The organism is Pararhizobium sp. IMCC21322 (assembly GCF_030758295.1).
Classification (GTDB): Bacteria; Pseudomonadota; Alphaproteobacteria; order Rhizobiales.
In genome coordinates this window covers 3,567,225-3,581,789 of the sequence record NZ_CP132335.1, presented here as the reverse complement: position 1 = coordinate 3,581,789, position 14,565 = coordinate 3,567,225, and the positions used below count along the sequence as shown (strand labels likewise).

The window sequence follows — 14,565 nt, the reverse complement described above, 5'->3', positions numbered from 1 at the left end:
CAGATTCAATTTACTGTTGTGATGATGAATTCTCGTGAGGCCCGCCCCAGGGGGGTAAAGACGAAGGTTCCGGATTGCCCGGAAAATCCTTGCTCATTCTTCAAAACTTCAGGGGTAAACGCAGCATCGCCGGCCAATTGCGGGAGTGCACCCGACAGCACCACGAGGTCATAAACAATGATGCTTTCCAGAGTTGGAACCGCTTTAAATGATTTCTGGAATTTCTGAATAAAGCTCGCCAATTGTTGTCCGGAAAAAGTTGGAAACCAGGCACCGCGTAACCGGTCCAATCCTGACCTTGGGATGGACCAGCCGCTGTTCCCGACAACATTGATTGTTGTATTGGCAGGCGGCGTCAATATTGCCAGAAAGTCATTTGCACGCTTTGGTCCGATGGCGAATGCAATGGCAGTTGTTGGGGAAATATCTGCGGATATCGCTGCAATAACGGTCTGCGGAAGCGCGGAGTTGGATGTAAACACAATCGTCTTGACTGTTAAGCCCGCCCGTTTTGCCTGTTCATTCAGCTGGCGAGAATAGACTTGCGACACAGAGGCAGCGGCTTCGATTATATAGATGGTCTTATAACCGCGACGGAGCATTTCGGCCACTGTCGCTATAGCTTCTTCGCGATAGTTCATGCCGGCTGCATATAAACCGATTTGGGGATTTGCGGCCTGAGCCAGTGACAGGACAGGTATCTCCTGCAAAGACAGAAATTTCGCCAGCTCAACGGCCGACGCACCACTTTGTGGCCCAATCACCACGTCTACCCCGGCTGTAATGAAGTCAGTTGCAGCTTTTTGAACAGATGCAGCATCCCCCTGCGAATGGCGAACCACCAGTGTAACGGGCCCTCCAGATAATTGCTCGGCTGCCAGCCGACCAGCCAACTGGACTGCGTTCGCAGAGCCATCGCTCAGATTTATAGGTGCGGAATAGGCCAACAAACCAACCAGAACTGAACCTGCGCCAACTGTTTCGTCGGAGGGTTGATCACTACCTTTAATATCCTGGGTGAAAACGGTTCCGTTCGAACAACTGCCCAGCAGCAGCAACGACAAAAACAGTGTCGATACAAGCAGTTTTGGTAACAGGAGCGCAGTATGTCGGCTGCGGTTGAACGCGTTTAACAATGTCATCAGAATTTCCATTATGCGTGCCGCCATTCAGTTTTGTATAAATCCGACCAAAGCATACTCATGCATTGCAGACACGACCGTCACTTTCGAAACACCTCGGCGTTTTCTATCGTCAACTTGTACAGAATAGCCACATTCCACAGCATCGCTTGTCCCCAACAGCCGATCAAATAATTGCTCCAATGGAGTGTCAAGGACAAGTTTGACGACATCGCCCGAAATATCCCGGTTCATACTGCCGGAAATGACACGTAAAAACCGTACAAAATCCTGATTGACCTGTTGCAGTTTCTTGTGCCTATCAATTGAAAATGATGCCACAGGTGCTTGTTGGAATTGTCGGATAGCTTCCTGCAGTTGAGCGACAGCCGTGCTTCTGTTGGATTCCGATACATAGGCAACATAGCAGCGAAGAAGGCTGGCCAGGTTTTCAGGTTGGCCGGAATTGTCCAGAATGATCTTGTTGATAAGTTCGGCCCGTTTCAAGCCATGATCCCCAGCCATAAGGGTCAAAGTTTCCCAAAATATCCTTTCAAGGCGAATACCCCGCCGCTTTTTATCGACCATCACCGTATGAAATTCGGGTTCAGTCAGCGGCGCAAAATTCTCCAGTGACGGGAGTGCAGTTCGGGAAAGATTGGCTTTACCTGTCATCCCTTATCGTTCCCTCAAGGCTTCGTTGCGGGCTTTGTTGATGGGTTTTAATATGAATTGCAGGACGGTTTTCTTTCCGGTCAATATTTCAACATTCGTAACCATGCCGGGTAGAATTGGCAGTTCCTGTCCGCCGAAATCTAGCTTGGACTGATCCGTCGACAACAGCACAATGTAGTAGGTTTCCCGCGTGTTTGGATCGACTATGCTGTCTGGAGAAACATTTTCGACATGGCCTTCGAGCCCACCATAAACCGAAAAATCATAGGCGGTCAGCTTGATATTCGCTGACTGGCCGGGAAGGATAAAGGCCACGTCCGACGGTTTCAGCCGCGCTTCGACCAGAAGCTTTTCCGATACAGGGACAATATCGAGCAGCCTGTCTCCAGGTGCTATGAACGCACCAATCGTGTTTACACCCATATTGTTGATAATGCCGTTGACCGGGGAGCGAATTTCAGTTCGCGTCACCTGATCTGCAGCGCCACGAAGGACTTCGCGGGCCGAGGTCAGTTCCGCCAGGCGTTGTGTGAGGTCGGTCAATGCCTGTTCGCGAAATTGCGATTCTGCAATGCTGGACTGCAAATCGGCTTCCGAGAGAGCTGCTTTCAGCCGTTCGACTGTTTCGTTGATCGCATCAATCTGTCCGGTGAGTTCGGAAACATCCCGTTGTGCTGCCAGAATTTCGGATTGGGCGACCAGTTGTTTTGCTGCCAACGGCTCGATCAGGGAGAGCTGTTCTGAGGCAAGCACCAAAGTATTATTCAGTCGCGTGAGATTTGACAGCGCTTCATTTAACTCGCGTTGCCGTTGTTCAATTCGGCGCTCTAGAACATCCTTCGACTGTTGCAGTCCTTGCGCGCGCGTCTGCTGAAGGCTCTCTTCATTTGCGCAAATTTCCGGCGCAGATGCTGCCACTTCGGGCGGACACACGAAACGTCCCAGCGAACCAGCTTCAACTTCGGCCCGCAACCGAGCCACCTGCACACTCAAAGCGCGCACTTTTGCTTCCACTTCTCCGGCAGAGGACGAAGTTGTCGTATCATCCAGCCTTACGAGCACTTGCCCTTGTTTGACCTGCTGCCCGGTGCGCACAAATATATCAGCAACCACTCCGGCAACGCCGCTTTGCACGACTTGGGTTTTCCCAGAGGGGATGACACGTCCCTCTGCGCGCGAGATTTCATCGATGGGTGCTAGTGCCGCCCATGTCACAGCGGCAATCATGAACAAGGTGACGAACATAATCACCGATGACCAGCGCCGGGGCAGGCGGCTTGCGCGTCTGGTATATTCGGAGCGCCCGAAAACTGTGTCGGGGTCGCTCATTGGGCAGACCCGCGCGCCTTGAGTTGCGCTAATACAGCATCACGCGGCCCATCAGCGATGATCCGCCCATTGTCAATGACGATAAGACGGCTCACCAGTGACAGAAGACTGTGCCTGTGGGTCGCAATGAGAACTGTGTGATCTGGAGCCAAACTCTTTGCCAGATGATCGATCAACTGACGTTCTGTCGCCAGGTCCATGGAGCTGGAGGGTTCGTCCAGGAATAGAATTTTTGGATTGGTCAGCATGGCTCTTGCCAGAGCAATTGCCTGTCGCTGCCCGCCCGATAGCAAATTCCCGCGTTCACCCACGGGCATGTCAAACCCCAGCGGATGGCGCGACACAAAATCTTCGACGCCGGCCCGGCCTGCAACGTCAATAATCCGTTCTTCCGAAGCCGTCGGATCTGCCAGAACAATATTCTCTCTGACTGTCCCGTTGAACAGCTCCGGATCCTGAAGGACAAACCCGACCTGTGCTCGCAAATGAGCCGGGTGATATTGTCCAATCGCAACGCCATCTACGAGTATTTCGCCTTCACCGGGTTCGTAGAAACCGACAAGAAGTCGACCGATTGTTGTCTTCCCGGAGCCAATGCGCCCCACGATCCCGACCTTCTCTCCTGGAGCAACTGAAAAGGAGACCTGATCCAGCACAAATTGTTTCGCACCGGGATAGGCAAAGCGGACTTTGGAAAAATCAATTCTTCCTGCCTGAATTTTCCGATTTACAAAGTTTTTCACTTTGTTCCGCTCGTCAGGGAGCGCCATCACCTGGCCCAGCACCCGATAGGCCTCAAGTGCGCCGCGTGTGCGCAAAATCGCTGATGAAATCTGTGCGACCGGCGCAATGAGGCGGTTTGACAACATCATGGAGGCAATGATTGCGCCCATGCTGATTTCCGACGCAGAGAAGCGGTAAGTGCCCCCGATAATGATGCTGATCATGGCAAGCTGTCCGGCAACTGCCGTAAAATTCGAGGCGATGGATTGCAGCGATTTGATCTTGTGTTGAGTTTCGGAGGATTTCAGAACTGCATTTTCCCATCGGCTAAGAAAGTGCCCTTCCGATCGGGTGGCCTTTACTGTCTGTACCGCGGCCAGTGTTTCAAATAGAACCGCGTTTTTCCCGGCAGATTCCTGCAAGGCGGATTTTACTGCTGCACCCGCCCGAAACCCGATCAGAGTTGTCACAAGAAGCGCGATGAGCGTCGCAATGAGTGGAAATATGACAATCCAGCCGATCAGACTGCCGATCACATATGCAAAAAGCCCCATGAATAGAATATCAATGAACATGACCACGGTGCTGGATGTAAAAAAATCTCGCAACACTTCATATTGAGCAATCCTGTTGGCAAACGCTCCCGTGGATGTGGGGCGTTCAGCCAAAGTTGCATTCAGCACACGGTCAAACATGACAGAGGACAGGCTGAAATCGATGTTGCGCCCGACAAAATCGATAATGGAGCCCCGAACAACTTTTAGAATCAGGTCAAAAACCAGAACGATGGCCAGTCCGATGGCCAGCACCCAAAGTGTCGATATGGCCTTGTTGGGCAGCACCCGATCATAGACATTTAATGTGAACAGCGGCATGGCAATTGCAAAAAGATTGATGAGCACAGTCGCCAGAATGACATTCGCGATGCCTTTGCCATGGCCGGCAAGTGCAGTCCGTAACCAGTGCGTTTGACGGCCCTCATTGTTGTTATCGTCTGTTGCGCCGGGAAGTTCCACATCCTCTGCCAGCAGTTTTATGTGCAGGAAGTCCCGTTTTTTGGCGGGGGGAAATCTCCGGTTGGAGAACGTGACGCGCTGTGCCTTATCGGGGTCAAATCCGACAAATTCAGCGTTCGCATTGCGCCCGGCGCAGACAACAATTCCGCCTGTTTTGTCGGCCATGATCACGGGCATATCAAAGGCTGCAAGCCCATCCAACGTGCCATTGCCGACAGTTGCGGCAAGACCGATGCGTTCCAGCACGCGGGGAATAAGTTCCGCGGTCAGCTTGCCATTTGACAGTGGCAGCCCCGCCAACATGACATCGCGAGAGCTTGGTCGTCGCATTTCATGGGCCAGAAATACAATTGCCGCCAGTATCGGATCGTAATCCGGTGCTGTGTGATCAAAAGCAGGCTCACTGGCGGGCCAATTCAGGCCATCCGCAAGAGGGGCGTCGAGAGAGGTTTCTTGTCGTCGTTGTACACTTTGAATGTCGGGTGCCGCTGGTGCCGCCTCAGAACTTTCTGAACCGGGATTCAGCTTCCCGCCGGGATTTCTCAATGCACTCAACTCGTACACCCTCTGTCTGGCCGGTTCGTGGAACGAAAACAAAACATTGTATTTACCCAGCTAACAACAATCTCAAGACAGCTGCTGCTGACTTGCGGCCAAGACGCAGCAAATGGTCCGGAGCGCGAATTGACGCAAGAAATCAATACGGAGGAGGGAGGGGCCGGTTGATCCCAAGTGAACATTGATACTGGATTACCAGTTCCGATCAGTTCACAAACTTGGTCAAATCCACGGGAGTGTTAAAATTGACCGGCGTTCTTTTCCGAGGTTGGTAGGAATCTGCTGAAGGCGAGTTCAACTGACTTCGCGCATAGGCCTCAGCCTGATGCGGCGCCTCAACACTGAGATAAGCAAGCAGGCCGCCTGTGGCCGCCAAAAGTCGGTACTCTGCATAACGCTGACTGAAATGAGCCGTTTCAGACAAAACCTGTACATTGAAACGTGTATTCTGAGCGTCAAGCACATCCAGCAAAGATCGCTGGTTCACAGTGAATTGTTCCCGGTAGGAATTCACCAACTGCGTGGATGCTACCAGTTGATCGCCATATTGTCTGGCCAGTTGAGCCTGACGGTGCATACGATCCCATGAGACACGGACCGCTTCTTCCACTTCGCGGTAAGCTTGTTGCCCGGCAAGTCTGGTTTCCGTTTCGCGCCGAATATTTTCCTGAACTTCTGCCTTTTTAATGCCGCCATCAAAAATCGACCACGTAAGAGCCAGCCTGGCCTCCACATCGTGAGTGGCACCATCGGTTCCATTTATATCGTAGCCGGTGGTGGCCCTGCCTTCGAAACTGAGCTTTGGCTTTCTGCCACTTCTGGATTGCTCGATAACGGCGGCAGCGGCGTCAACATCTGCTGAAGCCATCTTGATGCGCGGATTGTTGACACGTGCAGTGCCGATAGCCGAGGCCAAGTCTCCCGGCAGAGCACCCGCGGTCACACGCGGTGGCATGGATGCATTTGTAAGCGGAACGGCAACCAAGGCATTAAAGGCAATGTCAGCACTGGAGAGCGCTTCCTCTGCTTCAGTTAAGCGGGCGCGGGCCTGACCAAGCCGCTCATTGGCTTGTTGGCGGTCTGCGGCGGTCAATTGCCGACTGGCTATTGCGTCGCGCACATTATTGTTGGTTTGTTGATGGAAGCCGACATTTTCGCGGGCTATTCTCACAACCCTTTGCTGAAGCAGGACCTGAAAATACTGACGGGCGATTTCAAGACCGATGAATTCGCTACGCTCCAGCACTCGGAAAGAGGCACCGTCAACCCGTGCTGCCTGTCGATTGGCTTCTGACTTCCGATACCCGCCATCCCAGATGTCATATGTTACAACAACACCCACCTGGCTGGGATACAGCGCGTCATCCTCAATTCCAGAAAATCTGCGGCTGGGATTGTCCAAACGCCTGATGCCGGTCGATCCCTCAAGGCTGACGCGGGGCAAATACAATCCAAGTGCCTGTCTCAGTTCAAACTCAACAGCTTCGCGATTTGCGATTGCCTGGCCGATTTCCGGATTGGAATCGACAGCAATCATAACAGCTTCATTCAGCGACAAGGCTGTCGCGCTGAAGTTGGTTGCTGCGACAGCAAACGCTGCGACACCTGCTAACAGAAATTTCTTTTTAAACTTACGCATTACACTACTCAACCTGGTTTGCTGCCAGGCTCCTAACATCTGTTTTCGCTACAGACCAACTCATCGATAGCTCGTCATTCTGCGCGTAAAGCAATCACATTTTTGAATGGATTGAGTATCAGCATGGTTGCCATCAAAATAACCAAGCGCAGTTTCACATGCGATTTTCGCCTCACCAGCCCATTCAAAAGCCGGGCTTCTGGAGTAAATCACTGTGGAAGACTCAAGCTCCATGCTTGCAAGATCATAGTATTCTTCAACCACGCGCACGATTTCTTCTTCTGGCAGGCTCATGATATTTGAATGCGAGGAGGATAAGCACTGTCCTCCGCCATAGTGCTGGAACGTGCTTAGATCGGCTGCCATTGCGCTTGCCGCAACACATTGCGCTGTCAGAAAAATACAAAGCTTGAATAGATTCATACCAATGCCACCTACAGAACTTTCAACATCAATCTCAGATACAATGCGTAGACGCGAAATGCGCATTGGTTAATAAAGGGTTGACTGTTTTCGCGCAGAAATTCTAAGCCGTCAAATGATAACTTGCTGATTCGCTGCTGCTGGCCCTGAAATGCAACCAATGCGTGTATTTCTCTGCAAACATGGTTAATATTCAATCCGGGATTGTGAAAAATGGGGCTTTGCTTGAGGTGGTGTGTGTCAAACAGCACACTCAAATTGTAGAAACAATAGAATTACCTAAAGTCATCCAGGATCAATTATGGGTTGAATTGGTAATAAATCAGAGCATTTCGACTGGCCACAGCATTTGCACTTACGCCAATTTCTCATTTTTTGAATGGAGAGACAGCTCATCCACACACCTGATGGCGGACAATTGACATGGTTGGCCGCCTTGCAATCAGAATAGTTTTGATCCAGAAAAATTACCACTCGAGGCAAACAAAATGATCAGTTGCTGCCTTTGGGTTTGATTAAACAGCTTTTGCAAAACGATTTTCTTCGGGGCTGAATTTACGGTCGGTTCCCTGCGTAATGTGAATCTTATGTAACTCAAATGCTTGCAAGGGTGAATGGCGGAGAGGAAGGCAGCCCAGTTAGAGTGCGAGCAGATGAGTATGGGTGCAAATAAGCAATTGAATCAGTACGATAAAAAAATGTTGTTGTGCAAGGACGTTCTTTAACATCCTATACAATGCAAGCTTTTTTGTGGGGATGAATGTGGGGTAATATCGGTTTATCGAAACCCCATGGCTAAGCGAACTGGTTGACACCCTGACAAAGCACTAAGCGCGCTGAAAGTGCGACAAGTGGCCAAACCTGGCAAGTATGCCGACGGCAATGGGCTGTATCTGGTGGTAGATACGTCTGGAGCAAAACTTTGGCTGCTCAGGTTGATGGTGCGTGGTCGGCGAAGAGACATGGGCTTGGGTGGTCTGTCACTAGTATCATTGGCAGAGGCTCGCGATCTTGCGATCAAATACCGGAAAGTTGCACGAAGTGGCGATGATCCGGTTGAGGAACGCCAGATCGAAATGCGGGTGGCTCCAACCTTTGCTTATGAAAGCCGACGGCGTCGACCAACGTGCTCCAGTTCAGACAGGTCTTTTCGCTGAAAAACACGATTGTCGACTTTGCTCGAATGAGCAGATGTGTGTTCATTATGAACTCCAGGATTTTTGGGAAATTGGCATCAACCGGGCAAGTGAATTACCGGTTGCCACCAAACCTTTACGGAGCTGATTGGAGGGCCTTTTCGTCAGTGTTTTGCAGACCTATCAGGCAGAAAATTTTCATGAACGTGTCGGAAGTTCCGACACAACGGTTTTGTGGACACGCAACAATAAAGGGCATGTTTCAACAGCATTGTCGTCGATAATTTGATCTGGCAGTGGCAATCAAAACAAAAGTTATCAACCGGAAAAACGCATCTGTTACAATGGGTTATAAGTTACGTTCCGTTGACAAAGTGCGTTTAATCTCATATAGTTGGCGTGTTAGCAAACCGCAGTGCCAAGGGCATTGCATGATTTAGTTTATCAAGGAGAGTCAGTGAGGTGAGGGCGGGTTACCCACGCCGAGCGAATTGAAAACACAACACTACAACGCGCTGTTTAGCGCGATTTTCCAAGGGCCCTTCGGGGCTCTTTTTTTTTCCTAATTTTTGAAAGGAAAACTGAAATGCTCAACAAGAAATCAGTCGCCATCGCCGGTGATATGGCGATAGATCTGTTGGAAGAAATTATCATGTTTATTGATGAACCCGAAAATGGTTGGATCAACAAACTCTACGCCCGATGCCAATAGTTGCAGGCCAAACCCTTGCCACAGCATCCCATGTGAGGCCCACAACGGCCCGTACGGCGCACATCGGGCTGCTGGTGGCTATGAGCCCAATTCGACGGATGCTGCATGATCGACGAATAACAGCTATTGGTGCTTAGACGTGCTTCTGGACAAAGCAGCCAGACGTCTCGCATTTACGAAGTTGTTGCGTATGTCGGCTCATTGTCGCACTGCCGCCATGCTATCCCAATAATGGCAATTAAGGCGATCAACTGAATACCCATGAAAAAGACATTGTCGAGGTCAGGGTCGCGGTTTATCACGACGATCATGACCATCGTCAAAAGGCCCACCCCGATGTTTGCCCATCGATTAATCGCATGTGGAAGGAGCAACGCGAGAATTGTCATCAAGATCGGGATCTCGATCATGAGCCACCCTAACAGCATCAACATTTCCGTTACGACGACCCCGTCAATTGTGCCGGACATCATCTGTTCCAGCATGCCGGGGCGGATCAACTCATGGATATCGCGTGCAAAGAAATTCAGGATAATGAAGATCCACAGGACCGACAAAAGGATACGGGGATTACCATTTTGGAACGTCATTTCAAGTCTCATTTCTTAGTGTTGAGGGCGGTATAGTGGGCAGTGGCGAATTCTTTTGCCGTCGCTGCGCGGGCCGTAGCATTGACCGGATCAAGATTTCTGCGGCCAGCAGATTGAGCACCCACGCGAAGATCATCAGCCCGTCGCGCAAGGGTCCCATCGCTTCGGAGCCGACAGCAATGATCCAGGCAATGCCCATAACGGTTTGGGTCGACGCGCCTTGAGCGATGGCATAGGCCCGCACCATTGACGCGCTGTGTTGGAAAACGTTGCGGGATCTGATTGCGATCACAGCCCAGATGATGAGTCCGATCATTGCTGTGCCCAAGACCATCCGCACCCAATAAAGGGGGGCACCCTGAAGCGCTTCGGGAAAGACATAAAAATGCGTCATCCATAAAGCCGCAAGCGCGGAAACACTTCCCGCCACCGCAATCACCCGGCCGACGACACGATGCGCCGCCGGACGTTGGCGTCGCAGGCTTGGGAGGAACTGAAAAGCGCCGAGGACGCAGAACAGAATGCTGCTCAGGATGTGGAGAGTAATGGGGAGCGGAGCAAGCAATGCCCGAGGGTTCTCTGGTGCGATCTGCGGCCCGCCTGCAAGCTCAAAAACCCGTATCAACCCGCCAAAAACCGGAATGAACGAATAGACCAAGATTATACCAAGAACGACCCACTCGGATTTTCCGAGGTGTAACTTGGGGACTTTTCGATTTTGAGAGATCATTGGGGCCGTCGCGCCCAAAAGGCCGTGCTTGCGACGCCAGCACAGGAGCCGAGGTAAACCGGTTGGTATCCGACATCGGCAAGCTGACAATCATGCAGCCACGCTACGCCCTGTTGTTCTGTGATCGCCCATGTGCGCCACCTGAATTGGACAAGTACGCCGAAAAGTGAGTGCCGCGTCACGCAAACGAACACCATCCCGCCCGGTTTTAGAACGCGGATCATTTCTTTGAGCGCGCGTTGCGGATCCGGCAGATGTTCAAGGACATGCGCGGCCATAACCACGTCAAAAGACTGATCATCATAAGGCAATGACAGGACATCAGCTTGCTTAAGGTGCGCGCGTAGCCCGGCGTGCTGCATCGTGGAGCTGGCCTGCACCAGCATCTCGGCAGAGGTATCAATACCGTGGTATTCGACCGGACCTGTCAGAATACTATCGAGAGCAATCGACAGGCTTCCATTCCCGATGCCGCAATCAAGGATCCGCGCCTGTGGCCCAACCTGCTTAAGAACTGTTGCGACCTGAGAGGTCAAAAGCGGTTCTTGATACGCGGCTTCCAGTTGAAAGCGACGCGCTGTCCGCTCCCAACTACCCGAGACAGCGTCGTAACGGCTGGCAAGGTCCGCAGAGGAGAGCGGTCGCCTGCTAATGAGGACTTCCCAAGAGCCAATGCGACGAGAGGTCATGGGGATTGCCTTTTCCATCGCAGGGGAGTGCGATGGCCTGAGACTTTTGCTTTCCAGCTGCGTCATATCTTTTGCCTGCCTAAAGTTGGTCGATGGCAAACTATAGAATGCAATTTACCAATACAGAATTGCATATCGTTCTTGGTTTGGTATACGTAAATGATGGAGTGGAAACGATCAGCTTTCGACTGGAATCAAGCACGGGCGTTTCTCGTGACCGCTGAGGAAGGATCGCTGTCCGCAGCCGCGCGTGCGCTTGGGCTGACGCAGCCAACGCTGAGCCGGCAGGTCGCGGGCCTGGAAGAGGCGCTTGGTGTGACCCTCTTTGAACGGACTTCGCGCGCGCTTTTGCTGACACAATCAGGCGTGGAGTTGCTTGCACACTTTCGGACGATGGGCGATGCGGCAAACAGCATATCCGTTGCCGCAACCGGCCAATCCCAAGCTGTGACCGGACATGTGCTGATCTCTGCCACAGACCTGATGGCGACGCATTTTCTGCCGCCATTCCTAAAGAAGCTACGTGAAACAGCGCCGGATCTTCAGATTGAGATAATCGCATCCAATGAGTTAAGCGATTTGCGGCGGCGTGAAGCTGATATCGCCATCCGTCATGCCCGACCCAAAGATGAGAACCTTTTTGCGAAACGGCTCCGGGACACAACGGCGCATCTTTTTGCATCAAAACAGTACCTCGACGAAGTTGGCCGCCCAAAGACGCTCGCCGATCTTGAAGGGCTGAAGTTTGTCGGTTTCGACCAGCCAGAACTGCGGCTTGGCTTGATGGCGTCACGCGGGCTGAACCTGACGACCGCAAATTTCAATTTTTCGACGTCGAGTGCAACGCTGACCCTCGAACTTGTCCGGCAAGGCTTTGGGATTGGCATTCTTCCGATCGAGATCGGCGAGGTTTATCCAGAACTCGAAAACCCCTGTTTGGCGTTTGAGCCTATCAGCATTGAGACCTGGTTGGTGGCCCACCGAGAGCTTAAAACAAATCTGCGTATCCGCTTGGTTTTTGATCTGTTAGCAGAAGGCATTGGATCGAAACATTGAAACGCATTCCACGTGTTGAGTGCTTGACAATCAGAGTGCGAAATTTTTCAACAAGTAAGCCTTAGAATGTGCAATCGCATGGAAGTCGGCTGCATACACGAGACGCTAAATGCAGCCATTGAAGCCGATGCAGCGCTGTAAATGCCTGCACTTCACACCTACAGTGTCAAAAACATCGGCACAAACAAGCCTTGTTTTGCCTAGCTGGCCAGGTTGCGCGCTTTAAACATCTTACAGAACATATTGGGTGAACTGCCCCTCGCTGCACGGCGCATGAAGTCACACAGCACAGACTTTCCTGCCGTTCAGCACTTGTCCCATAACGCTGCCTTCCATTCCTGAGAAAAAATTGCACCATCAAACTTTGGGATCAAGCACCGAGGTAGATCCTATGCAATCGCCGGTCTATCGCGTCGGACTTACGAACAATTGCATCACTCATTTCTTACCGATCAAACAAAGACGAAAATCAGAACTCCGCAACTCCAAAATTGAGACCCCTAAAAGCAGACTAATGGTTGTCCATTTCGGGCTTTGTAATCTGGGCACCAACATCGCTATAGACGACTGCCAGAAACTTTGCAGACTCAGTTGTGCTGGAATTGGTGGTTTGGATGTGTAGTGCGTCGGCTTCTTCAATCCAGCTTTGACCGGCGACGTATTCTACAGTTTCTTCATTTTCCATTTGGCTGCGTACACGGCCTTCCAACATGTAGACATAAATAAATCCGCCATGGCGATGCGGACCGACCACTGCACCCGGTGCAATCTCGATCGTCAGCGCCGTCACCATTCGGTCTGGGAAATCTGGCAACGTAGATTGATAGAGCATTTGTCGTTCGACGCCTGATGTGCTCGCTTCGATGGTGTCGGCATAGCTTGCCGAGGAGATTGTAGCAGCTGTTAGCAAGGCGAGGACGAGAGCTCTCCGAGCCAGTCTTTTGAGAAAACGGTCAAGTATACCGTGCGCAGGCTGTCCGTTCGCAACAGGCATTACGGCGGATGTTTGAGAAAGGAGCATGTTTTTGCAGTTATGGAACATAATGATAATTCTCCTGTTAAGTGTGGAATTCGCTTACGCTGGCATCTGCGCGCCAACACCGATGCGGTTCCAAAGGTTCATGGTTCCGACAGCAACCGTGAGTGCTGCCAACTCGGTTTCAGAAAATTCGCTGCGAGCAGCGTCAAAATCTGCGTCCGGAACGCCAGAGCCCGCTAACAGAGTGAGTGTCTCGGCCCATGCAAGGGCGGATTTGTCCCGCGCAAAAAATGCACTTGATTCTCGCCATACGGATAGCAGGTGGAGTTCTTTTTCCGTTACACCATCATCGATAGCTTCTTTGACGTGCATACCGACACAGAAGGCACAGCCATTTATCTGAGAAACGCGAATCTTGATGAGGTGTATGAGGCGAGATTCAATCTTCGCTTCGGCAACCGCACGATTCAATGACATTAGAGCCTCGTAGAGTTGCGGTGTGTCTTTTGCGACGTTGAAACGCATTTTCATGGGGAGATCCTTACTGTCAGGTTTAAGTTGAAATCGAATCATGGATAATTTATATCTATGATAAGACATTGCAACGCCAAGGATGTAAAGTGAAAAAATGTAAAGAATTGGAGCCTCTATGCGACGTTTAGGTGATGGTGTTGAAGCAGCTTTGCACTGCGCAGTTATTCTTGCCGCGCTGCCCCGCAACAAAGTTTTGTCTGGCAAGGATCTCGCAGCACTGCATGGCCTTTCTGAAAGCTACCTTTTGAAACACCTGCGCGCGCTAACTGCTGCAGCTGTGACGGAAGCCCTGCCAGGCCCGCGCGGCGGTTATCGGCTTATGCGCCCTGCCAACGAAATCTCAATGTTGGATGTGGTCGAGGCAATAGATGGGCCGGGCCCTGCTTATGTCTGCCGGGAAATCCGCCAGAACGGCGATGTTACGACTAATGCCCCATGTGCCTACAAAGCCGATTGTTTTATTAAGCGCCGCATGCTGGCCGCCGAAAAATTATGGCGTGATGCATTGCGGGCCCAGACCTTGAAGGATCTGCTTGATGATGGAGATGTTGAAATAGGCGATCACAATAAACAAGCGGTGAAAGATTTTGTCAGCAAAAAACTAAGGTGAATCGCACCATCAGAATGCTCGATAAGATCAGCGCAAGCCAGCCCA

The 14,565-nt window shown here is 51.4% G+C and carries 15 protein-coding genes; 4 read left to right on the top strand and 11 right to left on the bottom strand.

The features are described from left to right. Positions 1 to 5: 5 nt before the first annotated feature. The 6 genes from RAL91_RS16860 to RAL91_RS16835 form a co-directional block, all read right to left on the bottom strand. Positions 6 to 1,142 (bottom strand): ABC transporter substrate-binding protein, encoded by a 1,137-nt coding sequence (locus tag RAL91_RS16860; RefSeq protein WP_306257417.1) that lies wholly within the window; start codon positions 1,140 to 1,142, stop codon positions 6 to 8. A gap of 27 nt (positions 1,143 to 1,169) precedes the next feature. After that, on the bottom strand, positions 1,170 to 1,796 hold the full coding sequence (locus RAL91_RS16855; RefSeq protein ID WP_306257416.1) for a ribbon-helix-helix domain-containing protein: 627 nt from the start codon (positions 1,794 to 1,796) through the stop codon (positions 1,170 to 1,172). A gap of 3 nt (positions 1,797 to 1,799) precedes the next feature. Further along, positions 1,800 to 3,125 (bottom strand): HlyD family type I secretion periplasmic adaptor subunit, encoded by a 1,326-nt coding sequence (locus RAL91_RS16850; RefSeq protein ID WP_306257415.1) that lies wholly within the window; start codon positions 3,123 to 3,125, stop codon positions 1,800 to 1,802. Continuing rightward, positions 3,122 to 5,419 (bottom strand): type I secretion system permease/ATPase, encoded by a 2,298-nt coding sequence (locus tag RAL91_RS16845; protein WP_306257414.1) that lies wholly within the window; start codon positions 5,417 to 5,419, stop codon positions 3,122 to 3,124. Before RAL91_RS16845 ends, RAL91_RS16850 begins: the two co-directional genes overlap by 4 nt. Before the next feature lie 208 nt (positions 5,420 to 5,627). Beyond that, on the bottom strand, positions 5,628 to 7,061 hold the full coding sequence (locus tag RAL91_RS16840; RefSeq protein WP_306257413.1) for a TolC family protein: 1,434 nt from the start codon (positions 7,059 to 7,061) through the stop codon (positions 5,628 to 5,630). Between the two features lie 60 nt (positions 7,062 to 7,121). Further along, positions 7,122 to 7,427: a hypothetical protein gene (locus RAL91_RS16835; RefSeq protein WP_306257412.1), complete on the bottom strand. Its 306-nt coding sequence runs from the start codon at positions 7,425 to 7,427 to the stop codon at positions 7,122 to 7,124. Between the two features lie 893 nt (positions 7,428 to 8,320). Here RAL91_RS16835 and RAL91_RS16830 point away from each other — a divergent pair. Together RAL91_RS16830 and RAL91_RS16825 are read left to right on the top strand one after the other, a co-directional pair. After that, positions 8,321 to 8,641 carry an Arm DNA-binding domain-containing protein gene (locus RAL91_RS16830; protein WP_306262978.1) on the top strand — a complete coding sequence of 107 codons (321 nt, stop codon included), beginning with the start codon at positions 8,321 to 8,323 and terminating at the stop codon, positions 8,639 to 8,641. A gap of 565 nt (positions 8,642 to 9,206) precedes the next feature. Continuing rightward, the gene (locus RAL91_RS16825) at positions 9,207 to 9,332 is read left to right on the top strand and encodes a hypothetical protein (protein ID WP_306257411.1); all 126 of its coding nucleotides are present in this window, start codon (positions 9,207 to 9,209) and stop codon (positions 9,330 to 9,332) included. Positions 9,333 to 9,505: 173 nt separating this feature from the next. Here the strand turns inward: RAL91_RS16825 and RAL91_RS16820 are convergent, their stop codons facing one another. The 3 genes from RAL91_RS16820 to RAL91_RS16810 all read right to left on the bottom strand — a co-directional run bounded on the left by RAL91_RS16820 (position 9,506) and on the right by RAL91_RS16810 (position 11,341). Further along, positions 9,506 to 9,922, bottom strand: a complete 417-nt coding sequence (locus RAL91_RS16820) for a DUF6326 family protein (RefSeq protein ID WP_306257410.1) — start codon at positions 9,920 to 9,922, stop codon at positions 9,506 to 9,508. A 1-nt stretch (position 9,923) separates the two neighbouring features. After that, positions 9,924 to 10,580: a DUF2306 domain-containing protein gene (locus RAL91_RS16815; protein WP_306257409.1), complete on the bottom strand. Its 657-nt coding sequence runs from the start codon at positions 10,578 to 10,580 to the stop codon at positions 9,924 to 9,926. Between the two features lie 68 nt (positions 10,581 to 10,648). After that, complete coding sequence (locus tag RAL91_RS16810) at positions 10,649 to 11,341, bottom strand: class I SAM-dependent methyltransferase (protein ID WP_306257408.1); 693 nt, start codon at positions 11,339 to 11,341, stop codon at positions 10,649 to 10,651. Between the two features lie 159 nt (positions 11,342 to 11,500). On the opposite strand from RAL91_RS16810, the gene RAL91_RS16805 reads away from it, so the two are divergent. Beyond that, positions 11,501 to 12,397, top strand: coding sequence for a LysR family transcriptional regulator (locus RAL91_RS16805; RefSeq protein ID WP_306257407.1), 897 nt, complete (start codon positions 11,501 to 11,503; stop codon positions 12,395 to 12,397). 511 nt (positions 12,398 to 12,908) lie between these two features. On the opposite strand, the gene RAL91_RS16800 is transcribed toward RAL91_RS16805, so the two are convergent. Both RAL91_RS16800 and RAL91_RS16795 read right to left on the bottom strand, forming a co-directional pair. Continuing rightward, positions 12,909 to 13,439, bottom strand: coding sequence for a cupin domain-containing protein (locus RAL91_RS16800; protein ID WP_306257406.1), 531 nt, complete (start codon positions 13,437 to 13,439; stop codon positions 12,909 to 12,911). 33 nt (positions 13,440 to 13,472) lie between these two features. Further along, complete coding sequence (locus RAL91_RS16795; protein ID WP_306257405.1) at positions 13,473 to 13,907, bottom strand: carboxymuconolactone decarboxylase family protein; 435 nt, start codon at positions 13,905 to 13,907, stop codon at positions 13,473 to 13,475. 118 nt (positions 13,908 to 14,025) lie between these two features. On the opposite strand from RAL91_RS16795, the gene RAL91_RS16790 reads away from it, so the two are divergent. Next, complete coding sequence (locus RAL91_RS16790) at positions 14,026 to 14,520, top strand: Rrf2 family transcriptional regulator (protein ID WP_306257404.1); 495 nt, start codon at positions 14,026 to 14,028, stop codon at positions 14,518 to 14,520. The last annotated feature ends 45 nt before the right edge of the window (positions 14,521 to 14,565 follow it).

Excerpts from the sequence above, each read along its gene's own strand:
- RAL91_RS16860 (WP_306257417.1), bottom strand. The coding sequence starts at position 1,142 with ATGACATTGTTAAACGCGTTCAACCGCAGCCGACATACTGCGCTCCTG.
- RAL91_RS16855 (WP_306257416.1), bottom strand. The coding sequence starts at position 1,796 with ATGACAGGTAAAGCCAATCTTTCCCGAACTGCACTCCCGTCACTGGAG.
- RAL91_RS16850 (WP_306257415.1), bottom strand. The coding sequence starts at position 3,125 with ATGAGCGACCCCGACACAGTTTTCGGGCGCTCCGAATATACCAGACGC.
- RAL91_RS16840 (WP_306257413.1), bottom strand. The coding sequence starts at position 7,061 with ATGCGTAAGTTTAAAAAGAAATTTCTGTTAGCAGGTGTCGCAGCGTTT.
- RAL91_RS16835 (WP_306257412.1), bottom strand. The coding sequence starts at position 7,427 with ATGGCAGCCGATCTAAGCACGTTCCAGCACTATGGCGGAGGACAGTGC.
- RAL91_RS16825 (WP_306257411.1), top strand. The coding sequence starts at position 9,207 with ATGCTCAACAAGAAATCAGTCGCCATCGCCGGTGATATGGCGATAGAT.
- RAL91_RS16820 (WP_306257410.1), bottom strand. The coding sequence starts at position 9,922 with ATGACGTTCCAAAATGGTAATCCCCGTATCCTTTTGTCGGTCCTGTGG.
- RAL91_RS16810 (WP_306257408.1), bottom strand. The coding sequence starts at position 11,341 with ATGACCTCTCGTCGCATTGGCTCTTGGGAAGTCCTCATTAGCAGGCGA.
- RAL91_RS16805 (WP_306257407.1), top strand. The coding sequence starts at position 11,501 with ATGATGGAGTGGAAACGATCAGCTTTCGACTGGAATCAAGCACGGGCG.
- RAL91_RS16800 (WP_306257406.1), bottom strand. The coding sequence starts at position 13,439 with ATGTTCCATAACTGCAAAAACATGCTCCTTTCTCAAACATCCGCCGTA.
- RAL91_RS16795 (WP_306257405.1), bottom strand. The coding sequence starts at position 13,907 with ATGAAAATGCGTTTCAACGTCGCAAAAGACACACCGCAACTCTACGAG.
- RAL91_RS16790 (WP_306257404.1), top strand. The coding sequence starts at position 14,026 with ATGCGACGTTTAGGTGATGGTGTTGAAGCAGCTTTGCACTGCGCAGTT.